The 23,360-nt window shown below is 72.6% G+C and carries 23 protein-coding genes; 11 read left to right on the top strand and 12 right to left on the bottom strand.

The window, feature by feature from the left end:
- Positions 1 to 15: 15 nt before the first annotated feature.
- The 5 genes from hemL to O0S08_RS50615 are packed head-to-tail and all read left to right on the top strand — an operon-like array spanning position 16 to position 3,284.
- Positions 16 to 1,365 carry a glutamate-1-semialdehyde 2,1-aminomutase gene (gene hemL / locus O0S08_RS50635; RefSeq protein ID WP_269036776.1) on the top strand — a complete coding sequence of 450 codons (1,350 nt, stop codon included), beginning with the start codon at positions 16 to 18 and terminating at the stop codon, positions 1,363 to 1,365.
- Between the two features lie 21 nt (positions 1,366 to 1,386).
- Positions 1,387 to 1,695 (top strand): AtpZ/AtpI family protein, encoded by a 309-nt coding sequence (locus O0S08_RS50630; protein ID WP_269036775.1) that lies wholly within the window; start codon positions 1,387 to 1,389, stop codon positions 1,693 to 1,695.
- A 2-nt stretch (positions 1,696 to 1,697) separates the two neighbouring features.
- Positions 1,698 to 2,114, top strand: a complete 417-nt coding sequence (locus O0S08_RS50625; RefSeq protein ID WP_269036774.1) for an ATP synthase subunit I — start codon at positions 1,698 to 1,700, stop codon at positions 2,112 to 2,114.
- 35 nt (positions 2,115 to 2,149) lie between these two features.
- On the top strand, positions 2,150 to 2,905 hold the full coding sequence (gene atpB / locus O0S08_RS50620) for a F0F1 ATP synthase subunit A (RefSeq protein WP_269036773.1): 756 nt from the start codon (positions 2,150 to 2,152) through the stop codon (positions 2,903 to 2,905).
- A gap of 40 nt (positions 2,906 to 2,945) precedes the next feature.
- Positions 2,946 to 3,284: an ATP synthase F0 subunit C gene (locus tag O0S08_RS50615; protein ID WP_269036772.1), complete on the top strand. Its 339-nt coding sequence runs from the start codon at positions 2,946 to 2,948 to the stop codon at positions 3,282 to 3,284.
- A gap of 394 nt (positions 3,285 to 3,678) precedes the next feature.
- Here the strand turns inward: O0S08_RS50615 and O0S08_RS50610 are convergent, their stop codons facing one another.
- The 6 genes from O0S08_RS50610 to O0S08_RS50585 all read right to left on the bottom strand — a co-directional run bounded on the left by O0S08_RS50610 (position 3,679) and on the right by O0S08_RS50585 (position 7,994).
- Positions 3,679 to 4,305 carry a hypothetical protein gene (locus O0S08_RS50610; RefSeq protein ID WP_269036771.1) on the bottom strand — a complete coding sequence of 209 codons (627 nt, stop codon included), beginning with the start codon at positions 4,303 to 4,305 and terminating at the stop codon, positions 3,679 to 3,681.
- A gap of 578 nt (positions 4,306 to 4,883) precedes the next feature.
- Positions 4,884 to 5,795: a 30S ribosomal protein S6--L-glutamate ligase gene (gene rimK / locus O0S08_RS50605; RefSeq protein ID WP_269036770.1), complete on the bottom strand. Its 912-nt coding sequence runs from the start codon at positions 5,793 to 5,795 to the stop codon at positions 4,884 to 4,886.
- Entirely contained in the window at positions 5,792 to 6,244 is a 453-nt protein-coding gene (locus O0S08_RS50600) for an ATP-dependent zinc protease family protein (protein ID WP_269036769.1), read from the bottom strand. The genes rimK and O0S08_RS50600 overlap by 4 nt, the downstream gene beginning before the upstream one ends.
- Before the next feature lie 152 nt (positions 6,245 to 6,396).
- Positions 6,397 to 6,813 (bottom strand): hypothetical protein, encoded by a 417-nt coding sequence (locus O0S08_RS50595; RefSeq protein WP_269036768.1) that lies wholly within the window; start codon positions 6,811 to 6,813, stop codon positions 6,397 to 6,399.
- A 155-nt stretch (positions 6,814 to 6,968) separates the two neighbouring features.
- The gene (locus O0S08_RS50590; RefSeq protein ID WP_269036767.1) at positions 6,969 to 7,586 is read right to left on the bottom strand and encodes a hypothetical protein; all 618 of its coding nucleotides are present in this window, start codon (positions 7,584 to 7,586) and stop codon (positions 6,969 to 6,971) included.
- A gap of 3 nt (positions 7,587 to 7,589) precedes the next feature.
- Positions 7,590 to 7,994 (bottom strand): YkgJ family cysteine cluster protein, encoded by a 405-nt coding sequence (locus O0S08_RS50585; RefSeq protein WP_269036766.1) that lies wholly within the window; start codon positions 7,992 to 7,994, stop codon positions 7,590 to 7,592.
- Between the two features lie 66 nt (positions 7,995 to 8,060).
- Here O0S08_RS50585 and O0S08_RS50580 point away from each other — a divergent pair, with 66 nt between their 5' ends.
- From O0S08_RS50580 to O0S08_RS50565, 4 genes are all read left to right on the top strand, one after another.
- The gene (locus O0S08_RS50580; protein WP_269036765.1) at positions 8,061 to 9,446 is read left to right on the top strand and encodes a metal-dependent hydrolase family protein; all 1,386 of its coding nucleotides are present in this window, start codon (positions 8,061 to 8,063) and stop codon (positions 9,444 to 9,446) included.
- A 19-nt stretch (positions 9,447 to 9,465) separates the two neighbouring features.
- Positions 9,466 to 10,068, top strand: coding sequence for an NUDIX hydrolase (locus tag O0S08_RS50575; protein ID WP_269036764.1), 603 nt, complete (start codon positions 9,466 to 9,468; stop codon positions 10,066 to 10,068).
- A 689-nt stretch (positions 10,069 to 10,757) separates the two neighbouring features.
- Complete coding sequence (queG, locus tag O0S08_RS50570; RefSeq protein ID WP_269036763.1) at positions 10,758 to 11,876, top strand: tRNA epoxyqueuosine(34) reductase QueG; 1,119 nt, start codon at positions 10,758 to 10,760, stop codon at positions 11,874 to 11,876.
- Positions 11,877 to 11,996: 120 nt separating this feature from the next.
- On the top strand, positions 11,997 to 12,368 hold the full coding sequence (locus tag O0S08_RS50565) for a hypothetical protein (protein WP_269036762.1): 372 nt from the start codon (positions 11,997 to 11,999) through the stop codon (positions 12,366 to 12,368).
- A 72-nt stretch (positions 12,369 to 12,440) separates the two neighbouring features.
- Here the strand turns inward: O0S08_RS50565 and O0S08_RS50560 are convergent, their stop codons facing one another.
- From O0S08_RS50560 to O0S08_RS50535, 6 genes are all read right to left on the bottom strand, one after another.
- Positions 12,441 to 13,190, bottom strand: a complete 750-nt coding sequence (locus O0S08_RS50560; protein ID WP_269036761.1) for a patatin-like phospholipase family protein — start codon at positions 13,188 to 13,190, stop codon at positions 12,441 to 12,443.
- A gap of 7 nt (positions 13,191 to 13,197) precedes the next feature.
- Positions 13,198 to 16,395 (bottom strand): hypothetical protein, encoded by a 3,198-nt coding sequence (locus O0S08_RS50555; protein ID WP_269036760.1) that lies wholly within the window; start codon positions 16,393 to 16,395, stop codon positions 13,198 to 13,200.
- Positions 16,396 to 17,023: 628 nt separating this feature from the next.
- Positions 17,024 to 17,755, bottom strand: coding sequence for a hypothetical protein (locus tag O0S08_RS50550; RefSeq protein ID WP_269036759.1), 732 nt, complete (start codon positions 17,753 to 17,755; stop codon positions 17,024 to 17,026).
- Positions 17,756 to 17,882: 127 nt separating this feature from the next.
- Positions 17,883 to 18,239: a hypothetical protein gene (locus O0S08_RS50545; RefSeq protein ID WP_269036758.1), complete on the bottom strand. Its 357-nt coding sequence runs from the start codon at positions 18,237 to 18,239 to the stop codon at positions 17,883 to 17,885.
- A gap of 271 nt (positions 18,240 to 18,510) precedes the next feature.
- Positions 18,511 to 20,160, bottom strand: coding sequence for an ATP-binding protein (locus O0S08_RS50540; RefSeq protein WP_269036757.1), 1,650 nt, complete (start codon positions 20,158 to 20,160; stop codon positions 18,511 to 18,513).
- Positions 20,161 to 20,213: 53 nt separating this feature from the next.
- On the bottom strand, positions 20,214 to 20,693 hold the full coding sequence (locus O0S08_RS50535; RefSeq protein ID WP_269036756.1) for a hypothetical protein: 480 nt from the start codon (positions 20,691 to 20,693) through the stop codon (positions 20,214 to 20,216).
- 266 nt (positions 20,694 to 20,959) lie between these two features.
- Between O0S08_RS50535 and O0S08_RS50530 the strand changes: the two genes are divergently transcribed.
- Both O0S08_RS50530 and O0S08_RS50525 read left to right on the top strand, forming a co-directional pair.
- Positions 20,960 to 21,937: a cytochrome-c peroxidase gene (locus O0S08_RS50530; protein WP_269036755.1), complete on the top strand. Its 978-nt coding sequence runs from the start codon at positions 20,960 to 20,962 to the stop codon at positions 21,935 to 21,937.
- Between the two features lie 763 nt (positions 21,938 to 22,700).
- On the top strand, positions 22,701 to 23,351 hold the full coding sequence (locus O0S08_RS50525) for an MYXO-CTERM sorting domain-containing protein (protein WP_269036754.1): 651 nt from the start codon (positions 22,701 to 22,703) through the stop codon (positions 23,349 to 23,351).
- Positions 23,352 to 23,360 lie beyond the last annotated feature (9 nt).

Here is a 23,360-nt window from a genome sequence, read left to right as displayed (position 1 = left end):
GCCCCGAGGACAGCGATGAGCACCACGCCCGAGTTCTGGACCCAGATCCCCGGCGACGGCCGGGCCGGCGCCAACAGCCGGGCCCTCTTCAACGCCGCCCAGTTCGTCATCCCCGGCGGCGTCAACAGCCCGGTGCGGGCGTTCAAGGCGGTCGGCGGCGACCCGCCGTTCATCCGCGCCGCCCGCGGGCCCTACCTGCTGACGGAGGACGGCGTCACTCTGGTCGACTACGTCGGCACCTGGGGCCCGGCGATCCTCGGCCACGCCCACCCCGAGGTGGTCGACGCGGTCTGCCGCGCCGCCCGTGACGGCCTGTCCTTCGGGGCATGTACGGCCGGCGAGGTCGAGTTCGCCGAGCTGCTGTGCCGGCTGGTCCCGGCGCTGAAGGGCGGCATGGTCCGGCTGGTCTCGTCGGGCACCGAGGCGACGATGAGCGCCCTGCGCCTGGCCCGCGGCTTCACCGGCCGCAGCAAGATCGTCAAGATCGACGGCGGCTACCACGGCCACGCCGACTTCCTGCTGGTCGCCGCCGGCTCGGGCGCCGCCACCCTCGGCATCCCCGGCTCCGAGGGGGTGCCCGCGGCCACCGTCGCCGACACCCTCACCGTCCCGTTCAACAGCGCCGACGCCGTCGAGCAGGTGCTGGAGCAGCACCGCGGCCACGTCGCCGCGGTCATCGTCGAACCTGTCCCCGGGAACATGGGCTGCGTGCCCCCGAAGCCCGGCTACCTGCAGGCGCTGCGCGACCTGTGCACCCGCGAGGGCGTGGTGCTGGTGTTCGACGAGGTCATGACCGGCTTCCGCGTCGCCCTCGGCGGCGCCCAGCAGCGCTACGGCGTCACCCCCGACCTCGTCTGCCTCGGCAAGATCGTCGGCGGCGGCATGCCGGTCGGGGCCTACGGCGGCCGCCGCGACATCATGCAGCACGTCGCCCCGCTGGGCCCGGTCTACCAGGCCGGCACCCTCAGCGGGAACCCGGTCGCAGTCGCGGCCGGGCTCGCCACCCTGCAGATCTTGGCCCGCGACGACCCGTACGCGGCGCTCGAAGCGACCTCTGCCGCCCTGGCCGCCGGCCTGTCCGCCCGGGCCGCCAAGGCCGGCGTCCCCGTGGTCATGAACCGCGTCGGGGCGATGTTCACCGGGTTCTTCCGCGCCGGGGAGGTCCACGACTACGACGACGCCAAGGCCAGCGACCTCGGCGCGTTCGGCGAGTTCCACCGCGAGATGCTGACCTGCGGCGTCTACCTGGCGCCGTCGCAATTCGAGGCCAGCTTTGTCTCGCTCGCCCACGACGCCGCGGCGATCGAGCACACCCTCGCGGCCGCCGAGGCCGCCTTCGCCGCGGTCGCCCGTCGCTTCGGTTAGCGAGCGAGGAGGTCTGTCGCCATGGTCGAACGCCGCCGCAAGAGAGAGCCCCTGCTCAAGCAGGCGCGGTGGTTCCAGCTCGCCGAGGCCGGCTCGGTCGGCATCGAGATGGCCGTGGCGATCGCCATCGGGGCGTTCGGCGGCATGTGGCTCGAGCGCCACGTCACGCACTGGGCCCCGTGGACCACGTACATCGGCCTGGGCGTCGGCATCGGCGCGGCCGGGCTCGCGGTCGTCCGCACGGCCCGCAAGTTCAGCGCCCGCATCGAGGCCGAGGAGCGGGCTGCGGGGCAAAGTCACGAGTCGACTGACGATCCCGAGGTCCGGTAGTCGTGCGCGCCGACACCTGGGATCTCGTACGCCGTCGCGTGTATTTGTGGACGCTCACGCTGACCGCGATCGCGGCCGGTTCGGCGGCCGCGCTGGCGGGCGCGGAGCAGGCGTGGAGCGTGGTCGCCGGGGCCTTGATCGGCTTCGTCAACCTCGCCTCGCTCGCGCGGGCCGTGGTGCGGCTGGTGGCCGAGGTCCGGGCCGACCCGCAGCGCCACGCCGGCGGCGGCGGCGGAGCGGTGCTTGCACTGGTGCGCTGGCCGGTCGCTGCTCTTGCGACCGTCGCCGTCCTTTGGTACATGCCCGGCCGACCTGAGGGGCTCGCAGCAGGGGTCCTGGCGGCACTGGCCGCCTTCTGCCTGGCGGCTCTCCAGAGCCGCGCCGACCTCTCCCGCGACGATCCCGAACCGGACGCCTGAACATGGGTGATCACGACAGTTGGTACACGCTCCTGATGCCCGAATTCTGGGCGCACTTGGAGTCCAGCGCCGCCGAGCATCTGGCCCGTGACAAGGCGTTCCTGATCTTCGGTGCCACGCACTTCACGCTGGTGCACGTCGCGGGGGCCGTCCTCGCCTTCGTGTTCCTGATCATCGCCGCGCTGCGCTACCGCGCCAGCCTGCAGGACAGCTCGCGCGGCGTCATTCCCCCGCGCAGCTTCGGCCTGGCGGCGATGGTCGACGGCTTCGTCGGCGCGGTCTACAACCTCTCGGCCGACGTCATGGGCGAGGAGGACGCCAAGCGGTTCCTCCCGCTCACCGGCACGCTCGCGCTGTTCATCTTCGTCTGCAACATCCAGGGCCTGATCCCGGGCATGTTGCCGCCGACCGACACGCTGAAGACCAACCTCGTCTTCGCGCTGATCGTCTTCATCGTCTACAACGTCGCCGGCGTGGTGCGGAACGGCTTCGGCTACCTCGCCCACTTCCTCGGGCCGAAGATCGGCGGCTTCCCCTGGCTGTTCTTCCTGTTCTTGCCGATCGAGATCGTCAGCCACCTGGCCCGCCCGGTCTCGCTGTCCTTGCGCCTCACCGGCAACATCGTCGCCGACCACAAGGTCGTCGGCGTGGTCGCCCTGATGGTGCCGCTGCTGGTCCCGCTGCCGTTCCTCCTGCTGGGTACGGTCGTGGCGATCGTCCAGACCCTCGTCTTCACCCTGCTGACCATCATCTTCATCGGCCTCGCCGTCGAGCACGCCGAAGAGCACTGAGCCCCTGTCCTCGCGGCCCTGGCCGTTTCGGAGCTGTCCCATGCGCAACATCACCAAGATCGCCTCTTTCCTGTTCACCTTCCTCGTCCCCGCGATCGTCCTCGCCGCTCCCGGCGCCGCCGAGACCTCCGGCTCCGAGCGCTCGATCTACGGCTTCGCCATGGCGATCGCCATCGGCCTCGCCGCCCTCGGCGGCGGCCTGGGCCAGGGCCGCGCCGTCGCGGCCGCCCTCGAGGGTATCTGCCGCAACCCGAACAGCGCCGGCAAGGTCCTCGTCCCGATGCTCCTCGGCCTCGCCTTCATCGAGTCGCTGGTCATCTTCGCCCTGATCATCGCCTTCACCCTCGGCGGCTACGTCGCCCCGACGATCGGCGGCTGAGCCCAGCCCCGAGCCGCTCCGGTTCTTCGGCGCCACGAAAGCCCCACGGACGACCCCGTCCGCGGGGCTTCGTGCTTGGGTCGCACATGGTTCTCCGGGCATGTCTCATGCGACATGACCGATACGACATAGTACCGCGCGCCTCTGCTTCACCGCGTGCCTTGATGCGGGCCAGCCATGGTCGCGAGCCCTCCGCCGACCGACCACGAGGCCGCTACCTCGGCAGCTACGTCGCCCCGACGATCGGCGAGCTGAGCCCAGCCCCGAGCCGCTCCGGCTCTTCGGCGCCACGAAAGGCCGACGGACGACCCCATCCGCGGGCTTCGTGCTTGGGTCGCACATGGTTCTCCGAGCATGTCTCATGACATGTCCTATAAGACATAGTACCGCGCGCCTATGCTTCACGCGTGCCTTGATGCGGGCCAGCCATGGTAGCGAGCTCTCCGCCGACCGACCACGACGTCGTCGCGCGAGGTCGCCACGCGGAGCCGCGTAAGGTCGTCGCAAAGCGCCGGCTCATCGCCCGCTGCACGACGTCGTCGCGGCGGAACGCAAGGTCGTCGCAACGTGCCAGCTCATCGCCCCGTTGCACGCCGTCGTCGCGGCGGAACGCAAGGTCGTCGCAACGACCCAGCTCATCGCCCCGCTGCACGACGTCGTCGCGGCGGAACGCAAAGTCGTCGCAACGTGCCAGCTCATCGCCCCGCTGCACGACGTCGTCGCGGCGGAACGCAAGGTCGTCGCAACGTGCCAGCTCATCGCCCCGCTGCACGCCGTCGTCGCGGCGAAACGCAAGGTCGTCGCAACGTGCCAGCTCATCGCCCCGCTGCACGAAGTCGTCGCGGCGAAACGCAAGGTCGTCGCAACGTGCCAGCTCATCGCCCCGGCGCACGACGTCGTCGCGGCGAAACGCAAGGTCGTCGCAACGTGCCAGCTCATCGCCCGCTGCACGAAGTCGTCGCGCGGGGTCGTCGCGGCGAAACGCAACACCGTCGGATCGCGCCAGCACGAGGCCGTCCACGAAGTTGCCACGCAGGCCACGAGGCCGTCGCGCCGCCGCATGAGTTCGTCGCACTGCAATGCCACGCCGTTATGGACGCGAGAAAGCGGCTGTTCGGCGGCCAGCCCTGGCCGTCGAACAGCCGCCGGCGATCTGCATCGACGGACATCCTCACATCGGAGCCCACGACGGCGAGGCGGCCTCTCACGGCTGCAGCCGTGCCAGGGGTCCGGGGAAGGGTCGGCGACGAATACGAGGCAGCATGGACGCGAGGAACGAGCGGCCATGCAGACGCTGAACTCGTCGCCGACCCTTCCCCGGACCCCCCGCGAGGCGCAGTCGGCAATTCGCGAAGCGCCACACTCAGCCCTCCGCGCCGAAGCCCCACCAGCCCTCCGCGCCGAAGCCCCACCCGGCCCTCCGCGCCGAAGCCCCACCAGCCCTCCGCGCCGAAGCCCCACCCGGCCCTCCGCGCCGAAGCCCCACCAGCCCTCCGCGCCGAAGCCCCACCAGCCCTCCGCGCCGAAGCCCCACCAGCCCTCCGCGCCGAAGCCCCACCCGGCCCTCCGCGCCGAAGGCCCTCCAATCGACCGACCCGGTCAGTAAGGGCTAGCCGTCTCGCTCTTCTTGTCCGCCCCCCCGACCGACCGCTCGATGTAAGCGATGATCGAGTCCGCGACATCGATCTCGGTCGTGCGCTCGATCCCCTCGAGCCCCGGCGAAGAGTTGACCTCGAGCACCACCGGCCCGCGGCGGCTGCGGAGGATGTCGACGCCCGCCACCTTGAGGCCGAGGATGGCCGCCGCGCGGACCGCCGTCGAGCGCTCTTTCGGCGTCAGCTTGATCTTGGTCGCCTTGCCGCCGCGGTGGAGGTTCGAGCGGAACTCGCCGGGCGCCCCCTGGCGCTTCATCGCCGCCACCACGCGGTTGCCGACCACGAACGCGCGGATGTCGGCGCCCTCCGCCTCCTTCACGAACTCCTGCACCAGGATGTTGACGTCGAGCCCGCGGAACGCCTCGATCACGCTGCGCGCCGCCGCCGGCGTATCGGCGAGGACCACGCCGATGCCCTGCGTCCCCTCGAGCATCTTCACCACCACCGGAGGTCCGCCGATCACCTCGAGCAGGCCCTCGATGTCCTTGATCGAGTGGCCGAACCCGGTGATCGGCAGCCCGATGCCCTTCGCGGCCAGGATCTGCATCGACCGCAGCTTGTCGCGCGAGCGCGAGATGGCCTGTGAGCGGTTCGGCGTGAACACCCCCATCATCTCGAACTGGCGGACCACTGCCGTCCCGTAGAACGTGTTCGACGCCCCGATCCTGGGGATGATCGCGTCGACGTCCATGAGGTCCGAGCCGTGGTAGACCACGTGCGGTCGGCTCGACGTGATGTTCATGTAGCAGCGCAGATAGTCGACCACCTGCACCTCGTGCCCGCGCTGCTCGGCAGCCTCGCGCAGGCGGCTGGTCGAGTACAGCGACGCGTCACGCGACAAGATCGCGATCTTCACGACACCCTCCGCAGCTTGTGACCGCAGCAGTAGCTCCGCTGGGGATCGACGAGGAAGCGCCCGCGCACCGCCTCGCGCCCGAGCAGCATGCGAAAGCCGAGCAGCGAGCGGTTCGACAGCGTCAGCTCGACGCCGAACTCGTGCGCTCCGACCTTGACGAGCGTGTGCACCACGGGCCGCAGCTCGCTGTGGCCGCCGGACGTCCGGACCACGCGCTCGTCGACCAGCGCCGCCTCCGAGACGACCTCGTCGTCGTCGTCGTTCTGGTGCGGGCGGACGCGGAAGCGGACTCTGGCGTTGGGCAGCTTTTCGACGCCGAACGCGTGCAGGGCCGAGGTACGGGCGCCGGTGTCGACCTTGACCTTGAGCGCGCCGATCCCCAGATCTGGCAACGCGATCCATTCGCGCCAACCGAGCACCACCAGGGCATCGACCCCGAGCGTCGTCATCACCACCACTCGCTTCACCTCGTCCGCGCGTGCGCCAGGGCTAACGCTTGCCGAACTCGATGATGCGGTCAAGACACGCCCCCCGGCGCGAACGTAGCGCGGTCCGGGGGGCGTGCGACCTCACGCTTTGGTGAGGTGGAGAAGGTGTCTGCTCACTCCGCGGCGAACTCGACAACTTCGCCGTGCGTGTCACACGGCGTGAGCTCGTCGGGCTCGGCCGCGAGCGCGTTCGAAGCCGGGGCGGGGACCTCGCCATCGTGCGTCGGGCGCGGCCGGATCGTCAGCCCCTCGCGGGCGCCGAGACCCTCCGTGTGAGTGAACACGAGCGGATTGCGGAGCTCCTTCAAGCCCTCCGGGCGCTTGTGCGGCCGGTGGGTCACCAGCCGCTCCTCGGCCAGGTCGAGCTCCGCGTCGAGCGCGTCCAGCTCCTCGGCGGACATCCCCTCGAGGTCGAGGGCGGTCACGCCGAGCGCCTCGTATGTCGCGGCATCGTCACAGCCGGGCGCGACGACGATCGCGGCGGTGAGGGCGGTGAAGGTGAGCGTGCGAATACGGGTGATGAACGACATGGCGATAGATCCTTTTGAGGTCCGCTGCTGGACCCGATGCCGCCACCCTGTACAAGCCCCGCGCCGTCACGCTTCTCCTTGAAATTATTCAATTATTCATCCGAACAACGATCCACGCCGCAACACCCGTCGCCAGCGATCTGCGCTGCCGCCGGCTACTCCGGTTGCCACACGCGCGCCGCTGTCTCGGCCACGTCGGCGCGCAGCTGCGGTCCGTGGGCGAGCAGCTCGAACGCCGCCGCCGCGAGGCCGAGCCCGAGCGCCACGAGCAGGCCCAGGCCGAGCGGCGCCGGCAGGCGCGAAAAGGGCGCCGTCAGCACGCGCAGCGCCGGGATCAGCACGCCCGCTGCCGCCAGATAGTTGGCGAAGCTCATGCCGAACGAAAACCCGAGGAACCACACCAACCGCTGCGTCGCTGGCCACTCCGCCGGCGCGCGCGGGTCGACCACCCCGAGCGACACGTCGAACGCCTGCAGCGCGACCAGCCCGAAGTAGGTGAGCGCCAGGGCGAACGTGTAGCGCACCGGCCGCGAGTCGATCGCCATCCACAGCGGCATCCGCCGGGTGTGCTCGCCGTACGTGATGCGCCCCTCGAGCGCGCCGGCGACCAGCAGCAGCGGGAAGCTCGCCCACAGCAGCGCCGCGTGGGCCTGCACCGGCACCTGCCCGGCGAAGCCGTCGAACCGCGACAGCACCATCGCCGCGAACACCAGAGCGAACAGCCAGAACAGCGGCGCCACCGCTGCGGCCTCGAGGTCCTGCTTGCGGGCCACCGGTCACCCCGTGCGCCGGTTCATCGTCCGCCGCGTCGGGTACGGCAACCCCGCCGCCGCGCGCAGCCCGGCGCAGATCTCGAGCGCGTCGCTCGGCCGCCACTTCATCGGGAAGCCCACGCACTGCGTCGGCTTGATCGCATGCACCTGGCACGTGTTCTCGGGCGTGAGGTACACGCACGAGCGCAGCGCGTCGCCCTGGTCGATCAGGCAGACCGCCCCGTCCTCGCGCCGCCAGGTGTAGCGGGCCACGTACGCCTCGACCTCGAGCCCCGCGTGCGCCGCCAGCCGCGCCACGTCGTCGGCCGTCAGGGCCACGTCGCCGTCGCCGCGGCAGCAGTTGCCGCAGCGATGACACTCGAACTCGGACACCGCGTAGGGCCACTCGGTTTCGGGGGGCGTCGCCATCCGGCCGCGACTATCGCCGCGCCGGTCGCCCGCGTCGAGCCCCCTCGGGCGTGGCATCATCGCCGCGTGTCGCCCCGCCCGCTCCTCGTCTGCGCCCTCTTCACCGCTTGCGCCGCGAGCCCCGCGCCGCCGACCACGCCGGCGGCCGTCTGTCCGGTCCCCGAGCGCGACGCCCCGGTCGTGCGCGCCGGTGACATGTCCCTGAAGACAGCCGACACCGAGGCCCTGCTGCTGCGCAACGCCCGGCTCATCGACGGCAGCGGCGGCGCCCCGCAGGTCGGCGTCGACGTCCTCGTCAAGGACGGGCGGATCGCCGAGATCGGCAAGGGCCTCGCCACCCCCGCCGGCGCCGCGGTCATCGACCTCGGCGGCCGCACCCTCCTGCCCGGCCTCATCGACGCCCACACCCACTTGCTGAGCGAGATGGCCCCCTCGCACGCCGAGGGCGTCATGCGCGAGGTCCAGGAGACCGACGCCGACCTCGCCCTGCGCGGCGTCGCCCACGCGCGCGCCACCTTGCTGGCCGGCTTCACCACGGTGCGCGACGTCGGCGGCACCTTCGCCATCCGTAGCCTGCGCGACGCCATCAACGCCGGCCGCGTCACCGGCCCGCGGATCGTCGCCGCCAACCACGCGATCGGCATCACCGGCGGCCACTGCGACGACACCAACGGCCTGCGCCCCGACGTCTTCGGCGACCCGCCCGACTTCCGCGCCGGCATCGCCGACGGCCCGGACGAGGCGCGCAAGGCCGTGCGCCACCAGATCAAGCTCGGCGCCGACGTGATCAAGGTCTGCGCCACCGGCGGCGTCCTCAGCTCCGGCGACGGCGCCGGCGACCCGCAGCTCACGCCCGCCGAGCTGGTCGCGATCGTCGACGAGGCCGCCCGCGCCGGGCGCAAGGTCGCCGCCCACGCGCACGGCACCGAGGGCATCAAGGACGCGGTGCGCGCCGGCGTGCACAGCATCGAGCACGGCAGCCTCCTCGACGCCGAGGCGATCGCGCTGATGAAGAAGAAGGGCACCTTCCTCGTGCCCACCGTCTACGTGGGTCGCGTCATCGAGCAGGCCGCCGAGGGCGGCAAGCTCGCGGCCGACGTCGCCGCCAAGGCCCGCTTCATCGCCCCGCGCATGCGCGACAGCTTCGCCCGCGCCGCCAAGGCCGGCGTGAAGATCGCCTTCGGCACCGACGCCGGCGTCTTCCCTCACGGCGACAACGCCCGCGAGTTCTCGGTCATGGTCGACCTCGGCATGGCCCCGAAGGACGCGATCGTCGCCGCCACCCGCAGCGGCGCCGAGCTGCTCGGCCTGCGCGACCTCGGCCAGGTCAAGGCCGGCTTCATCGCCGACCTCGTGGTCGTCGACGGCGACCCGCTGGCCGACATCCGCCTGCTCGAGCGGCCCGCGCTGGTCGTGCAGGGCGGGCGCCCGGTGCGGCCGCCGGCCTGGTGATGTGCCAAACTTCGCGCGCGTGCACTCCCTCCCGCGCGACCTCAGCCTGCGGCTCGACGCGATCGACGGCCCCCTGCCCGATCCCGCGCCGTTCCGCCACGCCGCCGTGCTCGCCCCGCTCCTCGTCGAGGCGACCCCGGGCGACGGCCCGCGCCTCCTCCTCATCGAGCGCGCCGGCAACCTGCGCCACCACCCCGGCCAGCTCGCCTTCCCCGGCGGCAAGCCCGACCCCGACGACCCCGACCTGGTGGCCACCGCCCTGCGCGAGGCCTGGGAGGAGGTCGCCCTGCCGCCGGGGCGGGTCACGATCCTGGGCCGCCTGAACCCCGTCCCGGTCCCCACTGGCTACGTCATCATCCCCTTCGTCGGCCTGGTCGACGGCCCCTTCGTGCCCACCCACGCCGAGGCCGAGGTCACCGCCGTCCTGACCCCCGCGATCCGCCGCGTCGCCGACCCCGCCGTCTACCGCTTCGCCGGCGAGCGCGAGTGGCAGGGCCAGCGCTACGAGCTGCACGAGTTCCAGATCCACACCCCCCCGCTGTGGGGCGCCACGGCCCGCATCGTCTACGATCTCCTCCAACGCCTCGACCTCGCGCCCGCCCGCCCGCCAGAGGCGCCGTGAATCAACCTCCTCCCAAGGACGGCCCCACGCGCCCCGGCGACCCCCCGGCCGGCGAACGGCGCCCCGCGCATGTCCTGAAGGACAGCGACGGAACCGCGACCGGCGAGACGAGCGAGCCACCCGCCCCGCGGAGCCATAAATCATCTGTCCCTGAGGACAGCCAGTCTCCGCACCTCTCAACATCTGCCCCTGAGGACAGCCAGTCTCCGCACCTCTCAAATCCTGTCCCTGAGGACAGCAAGTCTCCGCACCTCTCAAATCCTGTCCCTGAGGACTGCCAGTCTCCGCACCTCGCAACACCTGTCCCTGAGGACAGTCAGTCTCCGCCCGTCGAAACACCTGTCCCTGAGGACAGCAAGTCTCCGCACCTCTCAACACCTGCCCCTGAGGACAGCCAGTCTCCGCACCTCTCAAATCCTGTCCCTGAGGACAGCCCATCGTCCTCCGTCGCAACACCTGTCCCCAGGGACATCCCATCGCCTCGTCGCGCTCCACCTGTCCATGAGGACAACCCATCGCCCCACCTCGCCACGCTCGCCCCCCAGGACAGCCCATCGTCCCGCCTCACCGCGCCTGTCCCCGAGGACATCCTGCCCGCGAGCCCGCCGAGTGAGCCGCCCGCGCCCGGTTCTCCTGCCGAGGATGTTCCTCGCAATCTGACCCCCGCGATCCTCGCCCGCCTCGCGGCCGTGGCCGAGGCCAACGGCCTCTTGCGGCTCGGCGTCGTCCGCCTCGACCACCCCGGCTTCGCCCCGGCCCGGGCCGCGCTGGACGCCTACGTCGCGGCCGGCAAGGCGGGCGACATGGACTTCATCCCGCGCACCGTCGACCTGCGCAAGGATCCTGCCGGCATGCTCCCGGGCGCGCGCACCTTGCTCGTCGCGGCCGTGCCCTACGGCGGCGAGCCGGGCCCGATCGCCCGCTACGCGCGCAGCCGCGACTACCACACGGTCGTCCACCAGCGCCTGATCGCCCTCGAGGCCGCCCTGCACGCCGAGCTGCCGGGCGTGCGCAGCCTGATCTGCGTCGACACCAAGCCCGTCCTCGAGCGCAGCGCCGCCGCCCTGGCCGGCCTCGGCTTCCTCGGCAAGCACGGCTGCCTGATCGTCCCCGGCCTCGGCAGCTACGTCCTCCTCGGCGAGCTCCTCTGCACCGCCGGCTGGCCCGAAGACCATCCCGCGCCCGCGCCCGCGAACCCGCCGTGGGACGCCTGCGGCGCCTGCACCCGCTGCCTCGACGCCTGTCCGACCGCGGCCTTCGACGCCCCCGGCCAGCTCGACCCGCGGCGCTGCCTCAGCTACCTCACCATCGAGCACCGCGGACATGTTTCAAGGGACATGTCCGAAAAGTTCGGCGAGCGCCTGGCCGGCTGCGACGTGTGCCAGGAGGTCTGCCCCTACAACGCAGGCCTCGGCCGCAACGCGCGGATCCCCAGCGTCGCCTGGCTCCCCCCTGCGCCGAGGCCCGCGCCCTCCGTCACCGCCATGGCCGCGCTCGGCGGCGCCCAGTACCGCGGCTTCGTCCGCCACACCGCCCTGAGGCGGATCCCCCACCGGCTCATGCGCCGCAACGCCCTCCTCGCGCTCGGCAACCGCACCGGCGAGCCGGACCCCGACGAGCGCCACGCCTTCGCCGCCGGCCTGCTCGAGCCCGACCCGCGCGTCCACGACGCCGCCCGCTGGGCCGCCGCCCGCCGCGGCCTCGACGAGCAAGCCCTCGCCCCCGAGCTCGAGGAGATCCACCGCCAGCGCGAGGCCGCCGCCGCTCTGGCCGCCGCCGAGGCCCGCGAAGAAGAAGCCGACGACTGACACCATCGGCCAGCACCGCCCGTCACCGCCACCGCACACAAGCATCGGATTCAGCTCGTACGATTCACGCTCCCACGCTGTGGACGCGCCCGTTGCGGTTTGCTATGCGGGGTTGCGGCCATGAGAGTCGCTGTATCGGAAGCTACTGTCGTTGTTCACCAGGGGCCCATCGTCCATCTCGATCCGGAACTGCATCCCGACTTCGAGTACTTCGGTGAGCCATTGCTGCTCGGCAGTTGGGCGCTCGGCGGCGAGGATCCCCTCACCGCGGTGGCTTACCTGGTCAAAACCAAGTCCGTTCACCCACCGAGGTTGCTGGCCGAAGTCTGGTTCTGGGAGTCGCGCCTCGGGAGGCGCCTGTACGGCGCGTTCCGGATCGACTCGGGAGGCGAGCCGTACGATGAAGCATGGAGGCACTCCCTGCGCTGTGCGCTGCATGAACGGCTATTTCCTCCTCCCGACGAGCGCGCGAGCTTCTCGGACGCCCAGTAAATGCTGTGAGGCTCGCTGCCACGCGAGCCCCATGAAGAGACCTGTCTCTCAGGACAGGAGTAGATCTCGCGCTCAGCTCCGCGCCGCCAGCCACGCCGTCATCGCCGCGTGCCCGCGGCGCAGCGCGGCCGGCCCCGCGTCGAGGCGGAACGGCGTCACGCGCGGCAGGTCGTCGACCATCAGCACCTTGCGACCTGGCCCTTCGGACAGGCCCTTCGGGACCTCCGCCGACAGCCCGCGCCACGGGCTGCGCGAGCGGAGCGCGTGGTGGAGCGCCCGTTCGCCGGGCTGGAGCGCGCACAGGCCCAGGCGGTCGGCCACGCCGCCGTCGAGCAGCAGCCGGCCCTCGTGGCGGAGCGGGCGGAACATCAGCGGCACGGTGCAGGACGCCTGGATCGCCGGCCCCAGCGCACCGCGGTCGACCGAGCGGACCCGGCGGGACGCGACGTCGTAGACCACCGCCGCGAACGGCAGCCGGCAGTCCTCCACCCGGCGGACCCCGCGGTCGTCGAGCAGCGAGCGCAGCTTGGCCGCGAACTTGCCGCCCTTGAGCAGCCCGCCGAGCGGCAGCCCCGGGTCCCAGAAGTCGACCCGGCGCAGGCGCAGCAGCTCGTCGGCCAGCTCGGTCGCCGACAGCCCCGACGCCCACAGCCCGCCGGCCAGCGCCCCTGCGCTCACCCCGACGATCCGCCGCGGCGCCAGCCCGGCCTCCTCGAGCGCCTGCAGCACCCCGGTGTGGGCGAAGAAGCCGAAGAACCCGGCCGACAGGGCCAGAGTGAACGGCTCGGCGGCGAGCCACTCGCGGTTGGAGGCGTGTTCCATGGATGACTCAAGGGACATGTGCGTACAGCAAGGCGAGGACACGATACCCGGCCACCAGCTCCTCGGGAAGCCCGGACGCCGGCACCCCGCGGGCGCGCGCCTCCGCGAACAGCTGCGCCAGCGCCAGGGCCGCGGCCGCGAACAGCGCGTCGTGCGGCGCGTCGTCGGCCAGGGCCGCCTGGACCTCCGCGTTGCGGCGTCCGAGCTCGATCGACCACGCTCGGCCCTCCACGTTGCCGAGCCGGGCCGCCTGCCACGACAGGAACGCCCCCTCGATCGCCACCGGCCGCACCAGCGCCTGCCGCAGCAGCTCCTCGAACCGGCGCGGCCCCGGGGCCAGCCGGCGCAGCGGGTGCCGCTTCAGCGACTGCGCGCACATGTCCGCGAGAGCATGTCCCTCGAGACCTGCCCGATCGCGCATGCCCTCCGCGACAGGTGACCCGGGCGCCGCGCAGCGCTCGCGGAACGCGTCGAGCCCGGCCCGCTGCGGCGATCCCGGCGCGTGCAGCAGCCGCTCGCGCAGGGCCGTGCGCACGACCTCGCGGGCCAGCCCCTTCACCTGCGCCGCCAGGCGCTCGCTGCCGGCCCGGGCGCCCTCGCGGGTCAGCGCCAGGCGCCCGCCGATCCAGTCGAGCGGCGGCGGCAGGTCGAGGTCGTTGATGTGCAGCCCCCCGCCCCACACCGCGATCTTGGCCGGCCGCGGCTCCACGCGCAGCGCCCCCAGGCACAGCGCGTCGGCCACCGGCAGCACCGCCAGCGACTGCGGAGCGCCCCCGGCCCGCCGCACCGGCGCCCGGCTCGACCGCGCGCTGGTCGTCGCGGTCGCAGTCGACCCGGCCGCCAGCGGGTGACCGGCCGCGTGCAGCAGCCGCGCCTCGCCGGGGGTCACCAGCAGCGCCGGCCCGGCCAGCGCGCGCGTGCCCGACCCGGGCGGCAGCAGCCCCAGCCCCTCGGAGCGCGCGTCGGAGCGCGACACCATGCGCACCGGCTCGAGCGTGCGCGGGTCGTAGCGCACGAACAGCGGCGCGTCGACCACCTCGGCGACCGCCAGCCCGAGCGCCTCCGCCACCAGCAGGTGGGCCCGCAGCTCGGCGCGCTCCCACGGCGGCCGCGCCGAGCCCAGCGCCTGCGCGATCGCACCTGGCCCGAGGACCAGGCGCCGCTGAGCCGCCGCCGCTCCCGGCAGCAGGTGGCCCTCCGGCGTCGTCGGCATGTCCCAGAGGACAGCCTCGCCCATCACCCGCTCGCACAGCGCCCGGCCCTCGCGGCTCAGCGCCCACGGCTCGTGGCGCGGGTCGGGCGAGCGGAAGGTCGTCCAGCGCTGCTTCGGATCCTCGACCACGATCCCGCCGACCTCGCGGCAGCGGACCAGCGCCTGCTGCAGCGTCACCGCGTGGCCGGCCATGTCGTGTCCGACCGTCAGCGCCAGCAGCGGCGACTCGTCCCACGCCAGCTCCGCCGCCTCCGCGCCGCTCGCCTCGCGCCGCGGCCGGTAGCGCACCGCCAGCGCCGCCCCCGTCAGCGCGCCCGCCTGCGCCCGCACCAGCGGCAGCTCCCACGGGCTCTCGTGGGCCAGCGCCGGCGCCAGCAGGCGGTCCATGACCCGCAGCGCCGCCGCCCGGCAGCTCTCGGCGATCGCCGTCAGCAGCCCCTTCTCGGCCCGCAGCCCGTCGATCGTCAGCGCCTCGGCCGTCTCGCCGTCGAGCCTGGCCACCAGGGTCACCCCGGCGATCGTGCGCCCCGCCTCGCGCACGTGGGCCAGCCGCCGCTCGTGGAACAGCAGCGCGATCGCCCCCTCCTCCGCCGACGGGAACCGGTGCACGAACGCCTCCAGCGTCACCTGCACCCGCCCGCCCGCGGCCGTGGTCGCGCTCGCCTCCGCGCCCATCGTCACCTGCACCAAGGGCAATGCGCTTTTGAACAGGTTCGAAAGGTCAGCTCGCTCGAACTGCGGGCTCTCGCCGAGCGCCCGCGCCGGCACCGGTCGCGCCTCGGGGATCGCCTTCTGCAGCAGCGCCAGCTCCGACGGCCACAGCGCGTACACTCGCGCGCGGATCGCCGGCGCAACCGACTCGGCCTGGTGCGGCCACGCGTAGACCAGGTCGCGGCCCTGGCGGCAGCGCTGGGCCACCTGCTCGATCGGCGCCGGCCTTCCGCTCAGCGTCGGCACGTGGCGCAGCTCGCTCGGCCACTGCACCGTGAAGCCCGCCTGACTCTTGTCCGGGAAGCTGTGCGCGCGCGCGTCGAGCAGCCACGCCGCCAGCAATTCGCAGCCGGCGTCGAGCGCCACCGAGGCCTCGTCGGCGGTCAACCGCACCCGCGGGCAATCGATCCACCCCGCGAACTCGGCGGGCGTCAGCCCCAGGCGGGTCAGCGCCTGCGCCAGCGACACCATCCGCACCCCCTCGCGCACCAGCCACGGCCCGCCCTGCTCCGGCGCCCACCCCCACGTCCCGACCGGAGCCTCGGCTGTCCCGAGAGACACCTCAAGCCCCGGCAGCGGTCGCCCCAGCTCGATCCCCTTGCCCGCAGTCTGGCTCGGCTCCGCCCCCGGCAGCGCCGCCAGCCACAGCTCCGTCAGCGCCGCCTCGGCCCCCGCCTGGCGCGCCAGCCAGCTCGTCAGCCGGCGCCCGAAGCCCGGCCGCGGCCACTGCAGCTCGACCTCGAACGACTGCGGCAGGCAGCGCCCCGCCGACCGCTGCTCGCCGTACGGGTCCTGGCCGGCCGCGTGGCTGTCCTTACGGACATATCGCACCGCCCCCGCCGCCGTCCGCACCTCGACCGCCACCGGCGCGCCGGCCAGCGCCTCGTTGACGCCCGCCCCGACCAGCCGGCGCCAGCTCGCCACCGGTCCTTCCGAACATGCCCCATCGGACATGTCCGAATCGCCCTCCGCCGCCGCCAGCACCAGCCCGCGCAGGTCGACCGCCGCGTAGTCGAAGCCGGCCGTCGAGAACGTCAACGTCAACGTCCGCAGCTCGCCGTCCTCGCGCTCGCGGGCGAAGCCCCGGGCCCCGCGGGCGACCGCGTTGGCGGCGCGCACCAGCGGCAGGGTGAAGTGCCACGCCCCCGGCCGCGGCAGCTCGCGCAGGCGCAGCACCGCCTCGGTGCGGGCGACCGTGAACGCGCGCAGCGCCCCCGCATCCCCCTCGGCCCGGCGGATCCGCGACAGCGCCGCGGCCACACTCGCGTGCACCTCGCTCATCCGCGGGCCTCCCCGCGAGCGCTCGTCCCCGTCCGCCGCGCCGCGGCCACGCTCGCGTGCACCTCGCTCATCCGCGGGCCTCCCCGCGAGCGCTCGTCCCCGTCCGCCGCGCCGCGGCCACGCTCGCGTGCACCTCGCTCATCCGCGGGCCTCCCCGCGAGCGCTCGTCCCCGTCCGCCGCGCTGCGGCCACGCTCGCGTGCACCTCGCTCATCCGCGGGCCTCCCCGCGAGCGCTCGTCCCCGTCCGCCGCGCCGCGGCCACGCTCGCGTGCACCTCGCTCATCCGCCGGCCTCCCCGCGAGCGCTCGTCCCCGTCCGCCGCACCGCGGCCACGCTCGCGTACGCCTCGCTCATCCCCGTCCACCGCGCCGCGGCCACGCTCGCGTGCACCTCGCTCATCACGGGCCTCCCCGCGAGCGCTCGTCCCGTTCGCCGCGCCGGCACGGCCGCGAGTCTACCGCAACCCCGCGCCCTCCCGCCGCAGCGTCGGGCGGTCTCTTCGTACGAGGCGGCGCGCGCCCGCACGCGATCCGCGGCGAACTCGCGTCGGTGCAACGCCTCGCGCCGCCGCGTTCGCGGAGTCGGCGCTCGACGAGCACCGGAGGCGCCTCCGCTCGCCGCCTCCGATCACTCGCAGCCGAGCGGCGCCGTCACGCATTCCAGCTGCAGCGGGTCCGTGTCGATGTACGGCCGCAGGCACTGCCACGCCGCGCTGGCCGTGTTCTTCGCCCGGCACGCCGCGAACACCTCGGGCGGCTCGAGCCACAGCACGACCTCGCGGTACAGATAATTGAAGTCATTGGCGACCTCCCGCCGCGCGATCAAGAAGTCGCCGACGATCTCGAGCGACCCGGTATCGGACCCGAGCACCGGCCATGCCAGCGTGTAGTTCACCTGCCCCGGCGTGCGGTCGCGCAGCGCTTCGAGTACGCAATGCACCCGCGCCAGGTCGTCGGTCGTGGCGGTATCGTCCCAGTCGGGCCCCTCCTCGTACGAGAACAGCGGCGCGTCCGAAGGGCACAGCACCTCGGCGTGGCCGCAAGTGAATTGCGTCACGATATCCCCATCCGTCGGGTCGTCGTCGTCGAACGACAAACATTCTCCGCCGGTCGTGGTGCTCGCGTCCGTCGTCCCCGCGCTCGCTGCGTCCGTCGTCGTATCCCCCGTCGCCGTGTCCCCCGTCGTCGGCGTCCCCGACGTCGTCGGCGCCTCGCTCGTGCCGTCCGGGCCGGTCGCCGCGCCGGTGCTCTCGGTGGTGACTTCGGTGGTCGCCTCGGTCGTCGCCGCCGACTCCGGCCCACAATCCACCGCGACCACCAAGAAAGCGCCGACGATGGCCGCACGAGTCGTCGTGTTCAAGTCCGTCTCCCGGTTCGACATGTCCGACTGTCGCACGCCCGCGCGACGCAGCACGCCCGCACGGACGCGACCTTACGCAACGCGCCAGATCGCCGACCCCCTGTCAGCGAAGGCCGCTGCCGGGCAATCATATGTCCCCGGAGCCATGTTCGCGCGCCTCCTCGCGCCGGGCCACCGACGTCCGGCCTTCAATCGTCGACTTCGTACCCGTGGAGCGAATGCCGCCCGCCGCCTCGATCTCCACGGTGTCGCCGGCCCGGAAGGCGATCCCGCACGGATACGTCTTGTGGTCGTACGAGTTCAGCTGCGCCACGTGCGTGTACGTCACCCGCGTCCCGCTGCGACGCAGCCAGGCCTCGGTCTGCGCCGTGTAGTTGGTCCAAGAGCACACGACGAAGATCTTGCCCGCCGGCACCGTGTAGACCGTGAACGGCCCGCCGAACCCGGCGTCGATCGTGAAGTCGCGCAGATCCGACGCATGCACACAACAATGATCTTTTTTCCCCATGACCCACTCCATTCCGACCAGGCCGTCGCCGCGCCGCGGTCGGCGTCCGGTCGATCTTCGCATTAGCTGGTTCATCGCGGCTTGTCGACGCGCCATTTCGCCAGCGGCCGGTCACGGCCGTGCCTCTATTCACCGGCCCGGCGCGCCCGGCGATGAACATGCCCGAGGATGTCCCAAAGGACACCTCCACTCGCGCGGTGTCACGACCGCACGGATCGCACGATCATGGCCGGCCGCGGCGGATCGCTCACTTCGCGCCCGCGAGCGCCGCGTCGATCGCCTCCGCCACCCGCTCCGGCGCCGGCGCATCGACCAGCTGCGCGCGGATGGCCAGCGCCAGCCCGCGACAGGCCGCGCGCGGCTCGGCCGCGTGGCTCTTCACCGCCGCGCGCAGCAGCGGCTCGCCGGCGTCGAGCCACAGCGGCGCCGCGCGCCAGCACGCCGCGGCCACCGGCTGACCTGTCCACAAGACCAGCACCCCGTCCGCCCCGCGGCCGAGCTCGACGCCCACCCCGCCGCGCGGCGGCTCACCCGCGTCACCATCTCCGACTCTCAGCCGCACCGGCGCCCCCGCGGCCTGCAGTCCCGCCTCGACCGTCGCTCGCAGCCTCTCGGCCTCGTCCGCGGCCTCGCGGACCAGCGCGCAGCCGCGCCCGAGCTCGGCGATCGTCAGACCTGTCCCTTCGACCAGGCTCCCCAGCCACTCGAGGTCCCCGCTGTCCGCCGCCAGCACCGGCACGTTCGCCGCCGCCGCTGCCGCCAGCAACTCCTTCGTCGCCCCCTCGCCGGCCGCGAGCGGCGCCCACAGCAGCGGCCGCGCCAGCGCTTGCAGCTGCGCCAGCGACAGCGCGCGCTCGCCGGCCAGGTCGCGCAGCACGGCGCGGCCCGCCAGCTCCGCGCCCAGGTGGCCGCGCTCGCGGGCCAGGTGCGCGTGCAGGTACGCGTAGTGGTCGTGGCGGGCGCGCGTCCACGGCCCTGGCTCCGCCGCCGCCTCGGCTGTCCTTTCGACCAGGCGCTCGCGCAGCCCCGCGATCGCCTGCGCGATCCTCCCCAGCACCGCCGCGCGGCCCGGGTCGTCGACCACCTTGTCGCGCGCCATCGTCGTGCGCAGGTTGGGCGAGTCGGCCCACACCTGCAGGTGCTCGAGCGTCGGCCCCGGCGGCGGCTGCAGGTCGGCCAGCAGATCGGCGGCTGTCCCTTGAGACAGCACCAGCCCGCGCCGCAGCATCACCGCCGCGGGCGGGACCGCGAACGCCACGTGGATCGCCCCGTCGGCCTGGGCCTCGACCACCGCCAGCGCCCCCGGCGGCGCCGGTGCGTCCTGGATCAGCTCCGGGCCCTCGCCGCCGGCCACGTCCTCGAACGACAGCTCGAGCCGGCAGAACCGGCACCAGCGCCACAGGCTGTCGCGCACCGCCTCGGCGATCTGGGCCCGCTCGGACCCGCGGCCGCGGCGGAGCAGCGTCACGGTCGTGCCCTCGAACGGCTCCGCGAGCGGCCGCTTGTCGAACCGGCGGTCGGCGTAGAACGTCAGCTCCCACGCCTCGCCGGCGCGGCCGGTCTGCACCACCACCGCGTCGGGCTGCCAGGCGAACACGCTGACGAAGCCGATGCCGAACCCGCCGGCCATCGTCCGGTCGTCGGCCTTGGTCGACGCGAACAGCCGCGTCAGCCCGCCGTCGACGACCGCCTCGTCCATCCCCGAGCCCGCGTCGGCCACCCGCAGCTCGAACACCACCTCGTCCGGGTCGCCCGACTCGCCCGGGTGGACGTCGAGCGCCACCTCGGCGCGGTCGCTGCCGGCGTCGAGGGCGTTCTGCACCAGCTCGCGCAGGAAGTCGTAGGGCCCCTCGAACTGCGCGACCAGCCGGTCGAGCAGCGCCGCGACGCCGCTCACGCCCGACCGACCTGTCGTTGTGGACCTGTCCTACAGAACATGCCCTTGAGTACTCATGTCTCTTCGGACAGGAGCGCCGCCAGCTCGGGGTCGGCGGCCAGCAGCGCGCGCACGTCGCCGGCGATGTCGAGCTCGAGCGGGCTGGAGATGGCCGGGCGCCCGCGCAGGCCCCAGATCCGCTTCGACTGGTAGCGCACCACTCCGAGCGGATCGCCGTGCAGCATGATGCAGGCGTCGAGGCCCGCGTCCGGCTCGCACGACTCGGTGCGGATCTTCACGGACTTGTCGTCCTGCAACAGGCGCATACGGGCGCGCCCGTCTTGTTCGTCGGGCTGCCACTCGAACAGCTCGAAGCTCCCGCGCAGCAGCGAGCCCTTGTACAGCGCCCCGAATTGGCGGCGGCCCTTGGCCTCGAACACCACCAGCGCGCCGACGGAGTCGTCGACCGTCTTGGGCACGTGCGTCAGCCACACGCGATTGGTCAGCGGCAGGCGGTTCTCGGCGCCGTCACCGCCCCCGCCGCACGCCGCCATGGTTGTCAGGGAGACCCCGAAAAGCGCCAGGGTCGCAGTTTGCAGAATGCGCGAAAAGGTGGTCACGGTGCGCTATGGTCGCAACAGTCATGGTTCGTCGCAAGCGTCCCCTACCAGTTCCCTGCTCTGGCCCGTTGCTCCTGCTCGGGGCCGCTCTCGCGGCAGCCGGCTGCGAGGGAGGCGCCAGCAAGTCCGCCCCGACACCTTCCGCCCAGAGCAAGACCGAGAGCAAGTCCGAGGCGCCGAAGAAAAAGGCGAGCCGACCGGTGCCCTCGGCCGCGCAGCTGCTCGAGACGGCGAAGAAGTACTTCGCGCCGCTGCCGGCCTCGGCCGAGTCCGCCGCCAACCCGATCACCCTCGAAAAGGTCGCCCTGGGCCGGATCCTCTACTACGACACGCGCCTGTCGAAGAACCACGACCTGTCGTGCAACAGCTGCCACAAGCTCGACGACTACGGCATCGACCACGAGGCCACCTCGCCCGGCCACAAGAAGCAACGCGGCGAGCGCAACACGCCGACCGTCTACAACGCCGCCTTCCACATCTCCCAGTTCTGGGACGGCCGCGCGACCGACGTCGAGGACCAGGCGCTCAAGCCGGTGACCAACCCGGTCGAGATGGCGCTGGCCGACGAGGCCGCGTGCGTCACCTCGGTCAAGTCCGTCCCCGGCTACGCCGACCTGTTCAAGGCCGCGTTCCCCGGCGACGCCGACCCCTGCAACCCGCGCAACATCTCGCTGGCGATCGGCGCCTTCGAGCGCGGCCTCGTCACCCCCGCGCCGTTCGACGACTTCTTGAACGGCAACATGACCGCGCTCAACTCCGACGCCCTCCGCGGCCTCGAGCTGTTCATCGAGCTCAACTGCGTCAGCTGCCACACCGGCCCGACGCTCGGCGGCACGATGTACCAGAAGCTCGGCGCGGTGAAGCCCTACGAGACGAAGGACGTCGGCCGCTTCAAGATCACCAACAAGCCCGAGGACAAGAACGTGTTCAAGGTCCCCGGCCTGCGCAACGTCGCCAAGACCGCGCCCTACCTGCACGACGGCTCGGCCAAGGAGCTCGGCGACGCCCTCGACGTCATGGCCGAGTACCAGCTCGCCAAGGGCAAGCTGTCCGACGAGGAGAAGACCTACCTGATCGCCTTCCTCGACAGCCTCACCGGCAAGATCGACCAGGACTACATCAAGCTGCCCGAGCTGCCCGCCAGCGGCCCCGACACCATCAAGCCCGACCCGAACTGACCTGTCCCGAAGGTCAGCACGACTCGCCGCCGCCTCGCCGCGGCGGCGGCGGCTCGCTCGACCTCGGTCGCCTCGAGATCCTGGGGACGGCGGCCAGGACGGCAAGCGAGGTCTCGTCCGTTCGACCGACCACCGAGGACGACAGCCGTGACGGCGGCCGAAATTGCGTCCGTTCGACCGGCCAACCAGAACAAGGGAGACCGCGTCCGTTCACCCGGCGACCGAGGACGATCGCGTCTGTTCGATCGGCGACCGAGACGACGGCCCGGACACAAGCGAGGTCACGTCCGTTCACTCGGCCACCGAGGACGACGCCCTCACGGCAAGCGAGGTCGCGTCCGTTCACCGGCACCGGCGATCCCGGCTCTGCTCGACATGGCCCTTTGGCCATGTTCTCTTCGATTCTGCCGCCACCGTCTCGCCTGAAGTCGGGCCGCTCCGCACCTGCGGCGACTCGAGCGCTCATACGCGAATCGGGCGACCACCGACGAGAGCGCAGCGATGCGCTGCACTCGCGCTCGACCACGCGCGCGTCCGCGGGCGAAGACCCGCGTAAACATGTCCCCGGGGACATATCACCCGCGCCCACGCTCGCCTCGCCCGCTCGCGTTGCCCCACCCCTGACAGGTCCACGAGGCCGTGGCCGGCCGCGCGCGCGACCTGCCTCTTGAGGCATGTGACAGCGGTGCCGCGCCGGCGCGCGTGACCGCGGCACCGCTGTCACACTTGACCGCCCCTGGTCGGCGGGCTACCCCCCTCGTGCATGCGTTCGTTTATTCTTGGTTCGTCCGCGCTCCTCCTGCTCGCCGCGCCGGCCTCCGCCGCCGAGCTCGTCACCACCAGCGACACCGACTTCGATCCGCCCTCGGTCGTCATCGTCTCGCCGGAAGACGGCGCAGTGTTCGACGGCACGCCCGACGCCGTCATCGCCGTCACCATCGAGCACGAGGGCTGGGCCGGCCCGCTCGACGTCTCGCTGCAAGTCGACGACGTCGAGATCGCCACCTGTCCCGCAGAGCCGCCGTGCACGATCGAGGCGACCGTCGCGCCCGGCATGCACAAGTTGGCGGCCGTCGGTGACGACGGCGTCGTGTTCTTCGACCGCCACGAGATCATGATCGAGGTCAAGGAGAGCGGCAGCGCCACCGAGGGCTCCGACACCGAGACCGGCTCCGACACCGAGACCGGCTCCCCCACCGAGGCCACGAGCTCCCCGACCAGCGGGCCCGAGCCGGCCACCGACACCGACGCCACCGCGGGCGACACCGATCCCACCGGAGGCGAGAGCGACGGCAGCAACAACAGCGGCGACAAGGAAGGCTGCGGCTGCTCGGCCAATCCGGGCGCCTCGGACCTGCTCGGCCTGGCCCTGTTCGCCCTGTTCGCCCCGTGGCGCCGCCGTCGTCACGCCTGATCGCCTGGG

It is taken from the genome of Nannocystis punicea, assembly GCF_026965555.1.
Classification (GTDB): domain Bacteria; phylum Myxococcota_A; class Polyangia; order Nannocystales; family Nannocystaceae; genus Nannocystis; species Nannocystis punicea.
Note: the sequence above shows the minus strand (reverse complement) of the source record. Positions and strands in the feature narration are given on the sequence as shown.

Excerpts from the sequence above, each read along its gene's own strand:
- O0S08_RS50600 (WP_269036769.1), bottom strand. The coding sequence starts at position 6,244 with ATGACGACGCTCGGGGTCGATGCCCTGGTGGTGCTCGGTTGGCGCGAA.
- O0S08_RS50630 (WP_269036775.1), top strand. The coding sequence starts at position 1,387 with ATGGTCGAACGCCGCCGCAAGAGAGAGCCCCTGCTCAAGCAGGCGCGG.
- O0S08_RS50535 (WP_269036756.1), bottom strand. The coding sequence starts at position 20,693 with ATGGCGGCGTGCGGCGGGGGCGGTGACGGCGCCGAGAACCGCCTGCCG.
- atpB (WP_269036773.1), top strand. The coding sequence starts at position 2,150 with ATGCCCGAATTCTGGGCGCACTTGGAGTCCAGCGCCGCCGAGCATCTG.
- O0S08_RS50560 (WP_269036761.1), bottom strand. The coding sequence starts at position 13,190 with ATGGAACACGCCTCCAACCGCGAGTGGCTCGCCGCCGAGCCGTTCACT.
- O0S08_RS50525 (WP_269036754.1), top strand. The coding sequence starts at position 22,701 with ATGCGTTCGTTTATTCTTGGTTCGTCCGCGCTCCTCCTGCTCGCCGCG.
- O0S08_RS50615 (WP_269036772.1), top strand. The coding sequence starts at position 2,946 with ATGCGCAACATCACCAAGATCGCCTCTTTCCTGTTCACCTTCCTCGTC.
- O0S08_RS50585 (WP_269036766.1), bottom strand. The coding sequence starts at position 7,994 with ATGGCGACGCCCCCCGAAACCGAGTGGCCCTACGCGGTGTCCGAGTTC.
- O0S08_RS50555 (WP_269036760.1), bottom strand. The coding sequence starts at position 16,395 with ATGAGCGAGGTGCACGCGAGTGTGGCCGCGGCGCTGTCGCGGATCCGC.
- hemL (WP_269036776.1), top strand. The coding sequence starts at position 16 with ATGAGCACCACGCCCGAGTTCTGGACCCAGATCCCCGGCGACGGCCGG.
- O0S08_RS50595 (WP_269036768.1), bottom strand. The coding sequence starts at position 6,813 with ATGTCGTTCATCACCCGTATTCGCACGCTCACCTTCACCGCCCTCACC.
- O0S08_RS50565 (WP_269036762.1), top strand. The coding sequence starts at position 11,997 with ATGAGAGTCGCTGTATCGGAAGCTACTGTCGTTGTTCACCAGGGGCCC.